13 protein-coding genes are annotated in these 13,427 nt (G+C 58.4%); 7 read left to right on the forward strand and 6 right to left on the reverse strand.

All coding sequences use genetic code 11. The features are described from left to right. Nucleotides 1-10: 10 nt before the first annotated feature. Entirely contained in the window at nt 11-1,645 is a 1,635-nt protein-coding gene (locus LAT62_RS02885) for an acyl-CoA synthetase (protein ID WP_293378767.1), read from the forward strand. 81 nt (nt 1,646-1,726) lie between these two features. After that, the gene (locus LAT62_RS02890; RefSeq protein ID WP_293378674.1) at nt 1,727-2,662 is read left to right on the forward strand and encodes a LysR family transcriptional regulator; all 936 of its coding nucleotides are present in this window, start codon (nt 1,727-1,729) and stop codon (nt 2,660-2,662) included. Nucleotides 2,663-2,674: 12 nt separating this feature from the next. Here LAT62_RS02890 and LAT62_RS02895 read toward each other — a convergent pair whose 3' ends face one another. Then, entirely contained in the window at nt 2,675-4,894 is a 2,220-nt protein-coding gene (locus LAT62_RS02895) for a fatty acid desaturase (protein ID WP_293378677.1), read from the reverse strand. A 241-nt stretch (nt 4,895-5,135) separates the two neighbouring features. On the opposite strand from LAT62_RS02895, the gene LAT62_RS02900 reads away from it, so the two are divergent. Then, a complete protein-coding gene (locus LAT62_RS02900; protein ID WP_293378681.1) occupies nt 5,136-6,623 on the forward strand; it encodes a diguanylate cyclase in 1,488 nt (495 codons plus the stop codon). Between the two features lie 44 nt (nt 6,624-6,667). Here the strand turns inward: LAT62_RS02900 and LAT62_RS02905 are convergent, their stop codons facing one another. Further along, entirely contained in the window at nt 6,668-7,495 is an 828-nt protein-coding gene (locus tag LAT62_RS02905) for a LysR family transcriptional regulator (protein WP_293378684.1), read from the reverse strand. Nucleotides 7,496-7,600: 105 nt separating this feature from the next. Between LAT62_RS02905 and LAT62_RS02910 the strand changes: the two genes are divergently transcribed. Further along, nucleotides 7,601-8,506: an alpha/beta hydrolase gene (locus tag LAT62_RS02910; protein WP_293378687.1), complete on the forward strand. Its 906-nt coding sequence runs from the start codon at nt 7,601-7,603 to the stop codon at nt 8,504-8,506. Here the strand turns inward: LAT62_RS02910 and LAT62_RS02915 are convergent. Further along, nucleotides 8,477-9,427 carry a LysR family transcriptional regulator gene (locus LAT62_RS02915; protein ID WP_293378690.1) on the reverse strand — a complete coding sequence of 317 codons (951 nt, stop codon included), beginning with the start codon at nt 9,425-9,427 and terminating at the stop codon, nt 8,477-8,479. The genes LAT62_RS02910 and LAT62_RS02915 overlap by 30 nt on opposite strands. Nucleotides 9,428-9,873: 446 nt before the next feature. Here LAT62_RS02915 and LAT62_RS02920 point away from each other — a divergent pair, with 446 nt between their 5' ends. From LAT62_RS02920 to LAT62_RS02930, 3 genes are all read left to right on the forward strand, one after another. After that, nucleotides 9,874-10,290: a nucleotidyltransferase domain-containing protein gene (locus LAT62_RS02920; protein WP_293378693.1), complete on the forward strand. Its 417-nt coding sequence runs from the start codon at nt 9,874-9,876 to the stop codon at nt 10,288-10,290. A 76-nt stretch (nt 10,291-10,366) separates the two neighbouring features. Continuing rightward, nucleotides 10,367-11,221 (forward strand): helix-turn-helix transcriptional regulator, encoded by an 855-nt coding sequence (locus LAT62_RS02925; RefSeq protein ID WP_293378696.1) that lies wholly within the window; start codon nt 10,367-10,369, stop codon nt 11,219-11,221. A 32-nt stretch (nt 11,222-11,253) separates the two neighbouring features. Continuing rightward, a complete protein-coding gene (locus tag LAT62_RS02930) occupies nt 11,254-11,655 on the forward strand; it encodes a VOC family protein (protein ID WP_293378699.1) in 402 nt (133 codons plus the stop codon). An 18-nt stretch (nt 11,656-11,673) separates the two neighbouring features. Here LAT62_RS02930 and LAT62_RS02935 read toward each other — a convergent pair whose 3' ends face one another. From LAT62_RS02935 to LAT62_RS02945, 3 genes are all read right to left on the reverse strand, one after another. Continuing rightward, a complete protein-coding gene (locus LAT62_RS02935) occupies nt 11,674-11,997 on the reverse strand; it encodes a TfoX/Sxy family protein (RefSeq protein ID WP_293378702.1) in 324 nt (107 codons plus the stop codon). A gap of 89 nt (nt 11,998-12,086) precedes the next feature. Beyond that, complete coding sequence (locus LAT62_RS02940; protein ID WP_293378705.1) at nt 12,087-12,551, reverse strand: 6,7-dimethyl-8-ribityllumazine synthase; 465 nt, start codon at nt 12,549-12,551, stop codon at nt 12,087-12,089. Nucleotides 12,552-12,743: 192 nt separating this feature from the next. Next, nucleotides 12,744-13,412 carry an HAD family hydrolase gene (locus LAT62_RS02945; RefSeq protein WP_293378708.1) on the reverse strand — a complete coding sequence of 223 codons (669 nt, stop codon included), beginning with the start codon at nt 13,410-13,412 and terminating at the stop codon, nt 12,744-12,746. Between the last annotated feature and the right edge of the window lie 15 nt (nt 13,413-13,427).

Genomic DNA, 13,427 nt, shown 5'->3' on the forward strand with positions numbered 1-13,427 from the left:
CCCCGATATGATGGAGCCCAGTGCATTCAACGAGGCGCTGCCAAAGACAGCTGCCAATCACGTGGCGCTGTCGCCGCTGAGCTTTCTCAAGCGGGCTGCTGCGGTCTGGCCGGACAGTCCGTCCGTCATCTATGGTGCCACCACCTATACGTGGCAACAGACCTGGCAGCGGTGTCGCCAACTGGCCTCGGTGCTGGCAGGCTTCGGTATTGGTCGCGGAGACACTGTCTCTGTGATGCTGCCCAATGTGCCGGCCATGTATGAGGCACATTTCGGAATACCCATGACTGGGGCGGTACTGAACGCCATCAATATCCGCCTGGATGCCGCCACTGTGGCCTTTATCCTCGACCACAGTGACACCAAGCTGCTGTTGGTAGACCCGGAGTACATTGACGTGGTGAATCAGGCGCTGACGCAGTTACAGGGGCCAGCACCGCTGGTGATCACTGTGGCCGACCCGGAATTTGATCAGAGTGCCTCGCTGGGTGATCTGGAATATGAAAGCCTGCTGGCCGGACGAACCGAGCTGACTGACTGCTCTGCCCCGATCGATGAGTGGGATGCCATCACCCTGGGCTACACCTCCGGCACAACGGGCAACCCCAAAGGCGTCGTGTCACACCATCGGGGGGCCTACCTTAATGCGGTCAGCAATATTCTGTCCTGGGGGCTGGCCTCGAATGTGGTCTACCTGTGGACCCTGCCGATGTTTCACTGCAACGGCTGGTGTTTTCCCTGGACGCTGGCCGCCCTGGGTGGCACCAGCGTCTGCCTGCGCAAGGTCGACCCGGAGCGTATTCTGCACCTGATCAGGCAACACCGGGTCACTCATTATTGCGGGGCACCCATTGTCCACTCGATGCTCGCCGAAGCTGCCGTGCAGTCCACACCGATAGAACACAAGGTGGCCGGCCTGATTGCCGGTGCCGCCCCTCCCGCTTCCGTGCTGGCCAAGATGGAGCGCATCGGGATCGAACTGACCCACGTCTACGGGCTGACCGAGACCTATGGCCCGGCGACCGTGTGTGCCAAACAGAAGGACTGGGCCGAGTGCACCCTGGAAGAGCGTGTGGAACTCAACGGCCGGCAGGGTGTTAGCTACCCGCTGCAGGAAGACGTGGTAGTGCTTGATCCGGACACCCTGGAGCCGGTGCCGGCGGACGGCAAGACGGTGGGTGAAATCATGTTCCGGGGCAACATTGTCATGAAGGGTTACCTGCGCAACGAGAAGGCAACGGAAGAAGCCTTTGCGGGGGGCTGGTTCCATACCGGCGACCTGGCCGTTGTGCATGCCGATGGGTATATCAAGATTTCCGATCGCTCCAAGGATGTCATCATATCGGGCGGCGAGAACATTTCGTCTCTGGAGGTCGCGGAAATCATCCAGCGCCACCCGCAAGTCGAACTCGCAGCGGTCGTCCCCATGCCCGATGAAAAATGGGGTGAAGTCCCTGCCGCGTTCGTACAGCGGATTGACGGCAGTGAGCTGACGGAGCAGGCACTGATCGACTTCTGCAAGAACAACATGAGCCGCTTCAAGGCGCCGAAGAAAATCTTCTTCGAGTATTTGCCCACCACGGCCACAGGAAAGATCCAGAAGTTCGTCCTGCGGCAGCGACTGGCTGAAGGGCAACGGAGCTAGTGTCCCGCCTTTTTTGCTTGCTATAGTAGCAGGCGGTAGCGCCCATTACCGGGCGCCTGGCTGGCCTGAAGAGTATCCGGAATGTCACAACGCGCCCCGCTTATTGCGCTCTCCTATTTCGAGGTGGCTGCCCGCTCCAAAAGCTTCGCCCTGGCAGCGAAAGAGTTGAATGTCACCCCGGCGGCCATCAGCCACCAGATCAAGGCGCTGGAGGATTATCTGGGCGTAGACCTGTTCGTGCGCCATCATCGCCGCGTCAGCCTCACACCGGCTGCACGGGCGGCCCTGCCTGAGCTGCAGGAGGGGTTCCAGGCGCTGGCTCAGGCCGTCGACAAGATTCGCCTGCACAGTGAGGAAGGCAAGGTCATTACGGTCTGCGCAGAGCCCCTGTTCGCCACCAAGTGGATCGTACCCCGTCTGCATCGCTTCTATGCCCGCTACCCGGAGGCCGAAGTGCGCCTGCAGGCCAGCCTGCACTCGGTTGACCAGGCTCGCGGCAGCGGATTCGGACTGGCTCATATGAAACGGGCTGGTATCGATGTATCGGTGCGTCTGGGTTATGGCGACTATGAGGGCCTGGAAGTTCAGCGGCTGATGCCATTGGAGCGGGTACCCATGTGCAAGCCTGGCCTGATATCCAAGACCCGCGACATGGCATTGCTGAAAGACAACCCGCTGCTGTGCGATGGCACCCTGGCCCACTTTGAAGATCTGTGCGGCTGGCGAGAATGGCTGCGGCAGCAAGGTCTTGAACAGGCCAAGTCGTTCAGAACCTTGCGCTTTGGCAATGGACTGCTGACGCTGGAGGCCGCCCTGGCCGGACAGGGCTTGCTGCTGGGCTCCAGGGACCTGCTGAGTCCGGAACTCGACGCAGGCAAGCTGCAAGTCGCCATGGATCGACCTGTTCACTGCGAGCAGGCCTACTTTGTGGTCAGTGCCGAGACCAGCAGTGAACGCCCGATCGCCCGCGAGTTCCGTGAGTGGCTGCTGGGCGAAATCTCCGTGCCCGAGACTTGAGGTGGCCCAGGTCTATTGGCGGATGCTTGCTCGGACCAGTCTCGCCACACCACTGCTCGCATTGGCTTCTGCAGCCAGTTTGCGCTCTTCCTCATTGGCGAAGTGCTCATCCCAGGCCAGCAATCTTGGGGTCATCAGTTGATGCCACAGCGGCGGGATCAGCGCCACCAGAATGGTCGAAAGGTAACCGCTGATCATCATGGGTGCATTGGGATAGGCCGACAGTTCATGGAACGGTGCCTCACCCTGCGCATGATGGTGGGAATGACGCGTCAGGTTGAACAGCGACCATGAACTCAGACGCTTGTTGGTGTTCCATGAGTGCCGGGGCTGAACAGGGGTGGTCGCATTGCGCACCAGGCCGTAATGTTCCATATAGTTCACGACCTCCAGCAGTGCTTTGCCCCAAAGCGCGGCTAACGTGAAGAACACAGCACCGACCCAGCCACCCAGGGCCCACGCAGCGGCGAGCAGACACAGGCTCATGGCATAGCCGCGCAACACCGCATTATGATGACCGAACAGCCTGTACCCCCGCCGCTTCAGGCGAGCCCGTTCGATGCGCCAGGCACTGAGATTGCCCGTCCAGGTGGAGGCCACCATATGGTGATAGACATGGCGCCCACGCGGTGCGGTGGCGGGGTCTTCACGGGTGGCAACATAGCGGTGGTGGCCGTAGACATGCTCGATTGAGAAAGCAGTGTCAAAACTGAAGGCAAGCAGCCAGCGACCAATACACAGTGAGGCCTTGTCCCAGGTACGATGGGTCAATTCATGCGCGGTAATGGTACCGATCATTCCGATCATCAGTCCTGTCAGCAGCCACATCGACACCCAGTGCCCCGGAGCAGTCGCAGCCTTGGCGACCAGCAGGTCATAGCCGGTCAACTGCGTGAGCACCTGACCAAAACCGAGCGGGTCTCCGGGGCTTATCTGCCAAACCGCAGCAAAGACAATGAGCGCCAGCAACGGCAAGGCCAGCCAGAGCTGCAACGTCAATAGAAAGGGGTAGCGGTAGATTGGCCGCGAGGTGTCGTTGCCTGACAGGGCATCACCCGCCACATAGAATACGAGAATCGCCAGCAGGCCGAACGAAACAGCGGCACCACCGGCCAGTATACTGAGCAGTGCGACCACGCCGACAACATGAAACAGGGCAAATTTCAGGTAGTGCCAGACTGACGCAGTCTTTGCACCTTGGACGGTTTCAGCGTCATCCCCCCTGCTGGCATCTTCAGCAGCCGCGCCGGGCTGGGGAGTAAACCGATCTACATGAATATTGTCTTCATCGACGCCCTTCTGCGCGAGCAAGGCTGCCACCTGGTCAACCATGGCCGGCGAGCCGCAACAATAGGCCTGAGTATCAGGCACAATGGTGTCTGGAATATGGTCGGTAATGCGCCCGCGGGCACCGCTCCAGTGGTCAGCGACCCGGGGTGCTGACAGCACTGGCACAATCCGCATCTCGGCAGGCCATGCACGGGCCAGCTCGTCGAGTTCTTCGAGAGCAAAGAGATCTTCCAGATGCCGGGCCCCCAGGACCAGTGTCACCGGGCGCTGCTCGCCTGCTGCCAGAGCCTGGTGCAGTATGGCCAGAATGGGCGCGAGACCGCTGCCGGTGGCAAAAAACAATAACGGGGCCGTGCCCGGCTGCAACTGAAACTGACCCAGCGGGCCAGTCAGGGTAACCGACTTACCGACCAGATCCCGACTGTGCACCACACCGGAAAACTGCCCCTCCGGTTCGTGCTGAACAAGAAAGACCACCTGGCCATCGGCCTGTGGCGACGTGGCAAAGGAGTAAGGCCTGACCACACCGGGCAGGCTGGCCAGTTCAAGCTGTGCATACTGCCCGGCCTGATAGTCAAAGGTCGCTTCAAGCTGCACGACAAGCCGCATTATGCGCGGTGTCAGTGCCTGCTGAGCCGTGACCCGCCCGGCAACCCTCTCAGGCAGTTCAACGCGGATGGTCAGATCGCTTCGGGCCACACTCTGGCAGGCCAGAATGTGCCCGCTCGCCAGCTCGGGTCCGCTCAGCAGGTAACCGGATTCAGTCAGCTCGCGCACCTGTCCCGAGGTAAGCTGGCACTTGCAACTGGCACAACCACCGACTCGGCAGCTGTGCGGAAAGGGCAGGCCCTCGCGCAAAGCGGCTTCGAGCACAGTTTCCCGATCACCTACGCTGATGGTCTGGTCATTGATAGTGGCCTGGAACTCGGTCAGAGAGTGCATACGTAACCTCAGGGCTAGTACCCCATGATAGACCGAACTGGAGGGCTTAAACAGGACTGGAGCAGCTTTATCGCTGGTATTTCAAGTCCTTGTCGATCTCTGTTCAAATTGTGCTTTACCGGCAATTGTGCAAAGCTTTATCGTATTCAAATATTAGAAAAAGCAGGACAGCGCCTGAACCTGCATCGGCTGCCAGAGGCAAACTGTGAGTGAGCGTGAGATAACGCAGTCGACCTGGCGAATGCCACTGTTGACCAGAATCAATCGACTCCCCCGAACGCTCGGGTTCGCGGCTACCTTTGTGGCCGTCAGTTGGCTGACCCTGGAACAGGGGTGGTCGCACTGGAATATCCTGCTGGCGGGCCTGTATTTCCTGCTTTACCCCCACCTTGTCTATTGGTTCGACTACTGGCGCCGGGCCAGAAACACCATTGAATTTCGGGCGATGATGGTCGACTCCTTTGTGTTGGGGTTCTGGGTAGCGCACCTGGAATTCTCGGCAGTCATTTCATTTGCCCTGCTGACCACAGTGGTGCTGAACAACACCATGACGGGCGGTGCCCTGCAGTTCCTGCGTGCCATGGGCTTTTTCGTGCTGGGCATGCTGGCGGTGGTGCTGGTCTCCGGGTTTTCCTGGTCACCCACGGCACCCCTGGCGATCAACGGCTATATTCTACTGACATTGCTGCTGTACATTTTCGGTGTCTCTCTCGCGTTCAACGCACAGAGCGAGAGGCTGTTGCGTATCAAGCGGGCTGTAGAACGCTCGAACCGGGTGTTTCAGTCCATGCTGACACTGACCGAACTGACGGATCGCGCGGACAATTTTGAAGACATGGTGGACTCGGCTCTGGCCGAACTGCAACGGCTTTACCCCGATCGGTCCTTTGGTTTCGTGCTGAAAGATCAGGAAATGACAGATGATGTGCACTTTGCGGCCTTTACAGACGATCTTGTGGCTACTCAGCAGACTCTGATTCGAACTCAGGTGGCTGCCCTTGGCAGTGAACTTCCGGATCGGCACGAAATTGATATCGGTGCCGGGCAGGCGCGCTGCCTGCTTTATCCCTTGCCGGAGCAGTTTGGCCACTTGCGCGGCTTTCTGATCACCCAGGCCCTGCCGAGCCCTGACGATAACGACACCTCATTGCCGCTGCTGATAAAGCAGCTTGGCACCGCCATCAGCAACAAATTGCTGACCATGGAACTGAAGGTCGCAGCGGAGCAAGATGCCCTGACCGGGGCCTACAACCGCGGACAACTGGATGCCGAACTGGCCGAGGCCCAATCTCGACAGCAGAAGAATGACGCTGAGCATTTTGCTGTGCTGCTGGTTGATCTGATTGACCTGAAAGGCGTCAACGATCAGCACGGCCATGAAGCGGGCGACCAGCTCATTCGAGAGGCGGCAGACGCGCTGCAGGAGACCTGCAGAGGCAATGACAGGCTGTATCGATATGGTGGTGACGAATTTGTCATTCTCTGTGATGATGAATCTGGCCAAAGTACCCAGGCGCTCGAGAAGCGTATTCTCTCACGCGTTCACGGTCGTCAGGTCGAACTGACTACCGCTGAGGGTAAATCAGTCAGCATCACGCTGCATCTGAGCGTTGGCGTTGCCAGTTCGGAAGAGGCGCCCGCCGAGACAGTGCTGCAACTGGCGGACAAGCGCATGTACGAGCAGAAAAAGCAGTGGTATGGCGACGATGGCAGAAGGCGGCGGGGGTGACTGCTGGCCTCAGCGATGCAGCCTCATGTCTTTTATGTCAGCCATTAATGCATGGACAGCGGCGCTGTTCTCCTGGCTGAACGCAAAAAACCGACGGTGGGTAGTTCGGGAAAACCTTCGGCCTCACTCAAGGCGCGCAGACCCGGCGACATTTGGCTGGCAGCCACAGGGGCAACGGCCAGACCAGCCTGCGCCGCGGCAAGGCAGGCCGTCATGCTGAAACTCTCGCAGGCGATCCGCCATTCCCGGCCAGCATGGTTCAGTGCATTGGTGGCTGCCTGCCGGTACACACAGGTGTCGGGGAAAACCGCCAGAGGGACCACCTGTTGACCAATACCTTCACTGTTCGCGCAAAAAGCCCATACCATGGGCTCACGCCACAACAGGCTGCCCTGGTTGGGCACAGTGTCACACTGCTTGCCGAACACCATATCCAGCTCTCCTGCTTCCATGCGGGCCAGAAGGTGTGACGTCAGCCCCACTCGCAGTTCAACCGAAGCCCTGGGATGACGGCGATGAAATGCCTTCAGAGCACCGGGCAACCAGGCACTGGCAAAATCCTCTGTAGCGCCAATACGAACCCGTCCTGCAATAGTGTCGCCCTTTAGCCGTTGATGCGCCTCGCGCTCCAGATCAACAATACTGCGTGCATAGCTGAGCAGCATTTCTCCTTCTGAGGTCAGTCGAACAGATCGTGTTGTGCGCGCCAGCAGGGGCACATCAACAGACCGCTCCAGTCGTTTGATATGTCCACTGACGGCCGCGGGGGTGAGCGCCAACTGCTCTGCCGCAGACGCGAACCCACCGTACTCCACCACGGCAATGAAGCTTTGCAGCAACTGGATATCCAGGCTGGCCCGATGAAAAGGCATTTAACACACTCACAACATATCGTTGTTAATATGAGCCTATTATTAATCAATTGATAACCTATTTTCCAATACTCTGTGTCTGTCAGTCGACAAGGGAGATACACAGTGAACGACTATCATCTGATCAATACCGACTCACTGAACATCGGGTATCTTGAATGGCTGCCGCAGCAGAGTGAACCGGTCAACACAGCAGTGCTGTTGCATGGATGGCCGGATTGTCCGGAGGGATGGGCGGGCGTTGCGGAAAAGCTGGCTGATGCGGGATATCGAGTCCTGGCGCCGGCATTGCGTGGTTTTGGCCCCACCTCCATTCGCTCGGCGGACCGACGCGGAGGCCAGCTCGCGGCACTGGGCCGAGACCTGCTTGAGTTCATTGACACCCTGCAGTTGGACAAGCCTGTGCTCATCGGGCACGACTGGGGCGCGCGAGCGGCGAGCAACGCCTGCGGCCTTGTGCCCGGTGTTGCCCGCCATCTGGTGATGATGTCGGTGGGTTATGGCACCAATGATCCGCAGCAAAAGCTGTCGCTGGTTCAGGTGCGCAACTACTGGTATCACTGGTATATGGCGACGGAACGGGGGGCGCACACCGTGCGGCAGGATCGCGAGGCCTTTACCCGCATGATGTGGGATACCTGGTCGCCCGCCGGATGGTATACAGAAGCCGACTTTCAGCAAGCCCAGCAAGCGTTCAGAAACCCGGAATGGTCGGATGTCGTACTGCACTCCTACCGCCACCGCTGGGGATTCGAAACGGGCATGCCCTACTATCATGGTGATGAGGTCAGCCTGAACCCGGCACCGGTGCTGGACGTCCCTACCCTCGTTTTGCACGGCGACACGGACACCTGCAACCACCCTGACAGCTCTGCCCGGAAGGAACACTTTTTCAGCGGCCGCTACCAACGCACCCTGCTGCCCGGCATAGGCCACTTTCCCCACCGAGAGGTGCCGGCGCTGGTGGCAAAGGCGGTGTTGTCATTTCTGGATGAAGGTGCGGGCCAATAGGTCCGATTCCGGCGACGTTTCCGGGGCCGTCGTGCCCTGGTCTTGCCAGAGCCCGTGAACCACTTCGATGATGGCGGCTATCAGCTTGTGTTCCCGGCTATCAGGGCGCACCACCAGGTTGAGAGCAGTCCTGATGGGCGGGTCTGTCAGGATGCGCACGCTGCCCCGGTCAGCCCAGTGCTGTGACATCTCTCTTTCCACCACACCGTACCCCAGGCCGGCCCTGATCATTGACAGTGTGACATGCTCGTCTTCGGAATCGGACACCACCCGCGTCTGTTCGCGCTCGAAGCCAATGATGTTGGGCATCAAGTGCGTTATCGGACACTTGTCGGATGCCCATATCCAGGGCAGAGCGCGACGCTTTTCCGGGTCGGGCGGCAGAGCACTCAGTTCGCTGTCGGGCGGGCCGACCACACAGAACTCGATATCCGCCAGATAAATGGCCTTAACCGCTTCGTGCGCAGGGGTGCCGTACATGAAGCCCAAGTCCATTTTACCCTCGCGCACCTGATCGGTGATCAGATAGGAATTACTGGTGACCAGTTCCAGTCTGGCTTCGGGCACTTCCTGAGCCACCCGACGCAACAACTGATCGACCTTAAGGTACTCCGGCGGCGCATTCAGACCCAACACCAGTGTGGTTGGTGCTTCACAGCGCAGTTGGCGGGCAATCTCGTCCAGCTCAGCGATCTGCATCAGTGCCTGGCGAGCTGGTGGCAGCAGTTTTCGGCCTTCCGGTGTGAGTTCCATGCCTCGGCTGGAGCGGTCAAACAGGGTCAGGCCGAACTGGTCTTCCAGTTGCCGCAAATGTTCGCTGACGGCCGAGGGCGTGGTGTGCCTTCGTTTGGCGGCTCGAGTCAGGTTGCCCTCATCGGCAACGAGCACGAACGAGCGCAGCTTATCCAGCTTTATGTTCATTTTATACGAACGCCCCCTTCAATAAAGACTGATGGCACAAGCCACTATAGAGCAGTTTAATGGCAATTACAGGCCTGCCTCAATTCATATTTTATGGAGGACAACCTAATGGAGAACTTACGGGACAGTAGTGGCTTACAGGCCAAAACTGCGGAGCCACTTTCGCAGCGTGTCAGGGCGACCCTCAGGGTTTGGCGCTGGCGCCACAGCGTTCGGTCGCGCTTGCGCATGGAACTGCAGGAGATGGATGTGGCCCGCACGGAAAAAGATGTGGGCATCGCAACCGGGGAGCTGCGTCGTGAGGCCAACAAGCCTTTCTGGAAGACCTGATTCTTCAGCCTATTCGGATTGGTCGTGGCAGATCAGGAGCAGTGCGCTTCAATTGCCTAAACTCATAGCAGCAGGTACAGTTGCCTGACGCTTTGATGCACTTATCTGACCTTGGCATGCCTGTGATAAACCCAGAGAAATCAGCACCCATCATCTGCAATAGGCTGCGCCAGGCGTTGCCCGGGCTGATGGGAATCTACAGTTTCGGAAGCCAGGCAAAACAGAATGCAGGGCCTGACAGCGACCTGGACCTGGCCGTGTTGGTAGCGGGCTATGTCGAGAAGGTCACGCTCTGGGATTTGGGCAACAAACTGGCCAATGAGCTGGATATCGATCTGGATCTCGTGGATTTGCGAGCCGCCTCGACCGTCATGCAGTACCAGATCCTGACCGGAGGACAACGGCTCTGGTCCGCCGGCACAGCAACCGACGAATTCGAGCTTTATGTGCTGAGTGAAAAGTTCGACCTCGACTTGTGGCGCCAGCCACTGATTGATCAGATTCGAGAACAGGGCCACATCTATGACCGATGATGTGATACTGAACAAGTGCTCCTGGCAGGGGTAACAAAGCCCTTAAAACACTTTCTTCATGGGTAAGGACAACCACATGATAGACAACTTTGAGTTCCTTGCCCCGCCTGCCGACCTGCAATCTTTCATCAAGTTTATCTGGGTATTCGAAGGTCGCGCATCAGCAGAGGATCCCTATTTCCACCGAACTCCGGTCGATGGCTGCACGCAACTGATCTTCGCTTTTCGCGGTGGCTTTTGTCGCCAGGCCGACCCGAGCCAGTGCAGCCAGCAACTCAAGTCCGCCCTGATTGCCCAGACCACCACCAGCCTGACCTATCGCCTCAGCGAGGATTTCGGGCTGTTCGGTGTTTGCCTCTACCCCTTCAGCATCCCCTACCTGACAGGCATTGAAGGGCCTGATTTCATTGATCGATATTTCGCCCCGGGAGACCTGCTTGGGGAGCCGGCAAAGGAACTGGCCGCGACTATGGCCAGCGTCGACCGGAATGAACACAGGCTGGCGCTGGTTCAGAACCTGCTCAGTCCCCTGTTTGCCCGGCGGTCGACCAGAGAGCCACAGGTCATTGGACTTCTGAGACAACTGTTCAGTGCCTCTGACGCTGACGAACTCGAAGCCCTGAGTCACCCGTCGACCATTTCAAGTCGCCATCTGCAACGCCAGGTCAAGCGCTACACGGGTTACACCCCAAAACAGCTGGTGCGCATCCTGCGCCTGCAACTCGCCATGCAGTCCGACCCGGCCCCCGCCCTCTCGGACATTGCGACCCGGGGGGACTATTACGACCAGTCCCATCTCAGCAATGAGTTTCGCAGCCTGTCCGGCACAACACCCGGAGACTACTTCAAGGGCCTGAAACCGGACATACGATGGCGACGTGAAGGCAGAGAGGTCGCTTTTTTCCAATCAAGGCGCAGCAAAAAGCCCTAAGCTGTGGTCAAACACTGACCCGGAGAAACCCGATGGAAGCCATCAACCGACTGCTGCTGAATGTGCTGTCAGATAATCTGGAAAACAGTAAGGCGTATTACACCACCCTGTTCGATTTTCAGGTCGACTATGACAGCGACTGGTTCGTGCATCTGATCTCACCTGGACGTCAGCTCGAACTGGGCATCCTCAGTGCCGACAGCGACATGCTGCCGACTGGCGTCAAACCTCAGTCCGGGGGCTTTTTTACGACGTTTGTTGTCGAGGATGCTGGCGCCGTGTTCCGAATGGCTCGGGAACGGGGATTCACGGTACTCAAGGAGCCGGAAGACACCTTCTACGGCCAGCGCCGCCTGGTGTTAGAGAGCCCCGAGGGCGGCATTATCGATGTCTCTTCACCCATTCCGGATTTCACACCGGGTGAGGGCCTCTAGGCCTGGCTGGTATTGATATCACTTTCGCGACCGGAGCGCGGCTTCATGGGCGCTTCTTGCCCACTGGGCGGCCAGTTCGAGGTCGTCCATGATTTCCTCGTGTGCCTGATAGTAGGACATCTTCATCAGCTTGCCGTTCTTGTTGTATTCGAACGGGCCCAGCCCTAGCTGTTCAAAGTCAGGCTTGTTGATCGCATCTACCTTCAGGTAGAGGGTGTTGTCGGCCACCAGGCCGAACATGACGCCGTCGTGATACAGGCCATAGCCGCCAAACATCTTGCGAGCGCTCACCGGCCCAAAGTGCGCGAAGACTTCTTGCAGGTGTTCGATATATTCATTCATGATTCACGACTCCGAAGCAATCACATAGCGCGCGCTGCGTCCGCCACCCGGCAACTGCGCGGGTGGGCTGAATTGTCATCCCAGCTCACTTATCCGGTGATGGCTCTGAGACTGGTCAGCGTTTCCTGGCAGGCGCGCGCTGCTTCCCTGCCCTTTTTGACAAAATGCTCCCTGAAATACTGCAGGTGCTCATCATGCTCGTGAAAATGATGCGGCGTCAGTACCACACTGAATACCGGTACTTCGGTATCAAGCTGAGCACGCATCAGGCCATCGACTACCGCCTGAGCCACAAAATCATGCCGGTAGATGCCGCCGTCCACCACCAGAGCACAGGCAATGATGGCGTCATAACGGCCCGTCTGGGCGAGCAGCTTGGCATGCAGCGGGATTTCATAGGCACCTGGCACTCGGATGTGTTCAACCAGAACATCAGTGCCGGTAAGCTTAAGTTCGGTTTCTATGGTGGTGCTGGCCTGATTGACAATATCGGCGTGCCAGGACGCCGAAATCACGGCCACAGAGGTGTTGCGGGTATTGGTAGACTGATTCATGGGTTTCCTTGCAAGTCGCAATGACATTGGTTGACCAGAATCAGGGCGCGCGAGTACGCAACAACGACCGCGCAAGCGCGGCAATTATCAGGTGGTTCGCGATCTCTTTCATCCTGACTACGTCAGATACCGCCGGTGGGGAATTTCACCCCGCCCTGAGAACGCTGCCGGCATTGAGCCGGACGACCGGAATTATACCTGAAAATCTTCGCAACGCACTGCCAGCCAGTCCTTCGGCGAGCGGAACCAGTGCCCGGGCGACTCTGACTGCAGCTCTTCAACAGAGCCATATCCCCACAGCACCGCACCACCCACAATGTCATTTCTGCGGGCTGCCTCCAGGTCTACCGCACGGTCCCCAATCATCAGGGCACTACCAGTCAGTCGCCCGTCCTCCCGCATGGCTGCAATCTGCTGCCACTTCTCGATGCCGACGTCCCCACCGTCCACAAAGTTGAGCAGGTGTGCCAGTTCGAAGCGCTCAAGGATGCGCTCAGCAAAATCCCTGCGTTTGGACGTACAAACTGCCATTCTTGTGCCGCGTTCATACAAGGTTTCAAGCACCTCTTTCACACCCGGATACAGCGTATTCTCCGCGAACCCGATCTCCGCATAGCGCTCTCTGTATTTCGCAACCAGCTCAAGCACTTCAGCCTGCGACTCGGTCCCGGTAATCCGCGCGAACGACGTATCCAGCGGCGGGCCGATGCAGGGGCCAATCTGATCATTGCTCAGGGGCTCGTAACCAAAGTGAGTGAGCGCATAGTTGAAGGAGCGACCAATGCCCAGAATCGGGTCGCTGATGGTTCCATCGAGATCGAAAAGATAAAGGTCGTAACTCACTGTCGTTGCATCGTTCATGTCGGGCACCACTCT

Origin of the sequence: Natronospirillum sp. (assembly GCF_022565775.1) — a bacterium.
Taxonomy (GTDB): domain Bacteria; phylum Pseudomonadota; class Gammaproteobacteria; order Pseudomonadales; family Natronospirillaceae; genus Natronospirillum.

Bases quoted from the DNA above. Each gene is read 5' to 3' on its own strand.
- LAT62_RS02920 (WP_293378693.1), top strand. From the start codon at position 9,874: ATGCCTGTGATAAACCCAGAGAAATCAGCACCCATCATCTGCAATAGG.
- LAT62_RS02940 (WP_293378705.1), bottom strand. From the start codon at position 12,551: ATGAATCAGTCTACCAATACCCGCAACACCTCTGTGGCCGTGATTTCG.
- LAT62_RS02900 (WP_293378681.1), top strand. From the start codon at position 5,136: ATGCCACTGTTGACCAGAATCAATCGACTCCCCCGAACGCTCGGGTTC.
- LAT62_RS02945 (WP_293378708.1), bottom strand. From the start codon at position 13,412: ATGAACGATGCAACGACAGTGAGTTACGACCTTTATCTTTTCGATCTC.
- LAT62_RS02915 (WP_293378690.1), bottom strand. From the start codon at position 9,427: ATGAACATAAAGCTGGATAAGCTGCGCTCGTTCGTGCTCGTTGCCGAT.
- LAT62_RS02935 (WP_293378702.1), bottom strand. From the start codon at position 11,997: ATGAATGAATATATCGAACACCTGCAAGAAGTCTTCGCGCACTTTGGG.
- LAT62_RS02895 (WP_293378677.1), bottom strand. From the start codon at position 4,894: ATGCACTCTCTGACCGAGTTCCAGGCCACTATCAATGACCAGACCATC.
- LAT62_RS02885 (WP_293378767.1), top strand. From the start codon at position 11: ATGGAGCCCAGTGCATTCAACGAGGCGCTGCCAAAGACAGCTGCCAAT.
- LAT62_RS02890 (WP_293378674.1), top strand. From the start codon at position 1,727: ATGTCACAACGCGCCCCGCTTATTGCGCTCTCCTATTTCGAGGTGGCT.
- LAT62_RS02925 (WP_293378696.1), top strand. From the start codon at position 10,367: ATGATAGACAACTTTGAGTTCCTTGCCCCGCCTGCCGACCTGCAATCT.
- LAT62_RS02930 (WP_293378699.1), top strand. From the start codon at position 11,254: ATGGAAGCCATCAACCGACTGCTGCTGAATGTGCTGTCAGATAATCTG.
- LAT62_RS02905 (WP_293378684.1), bottom strand. From the start codon at position 7,495: ATGCCTTTTCATCGGGCCAGCCTGGATATCCAGTTGCTGCAAAGCTTC.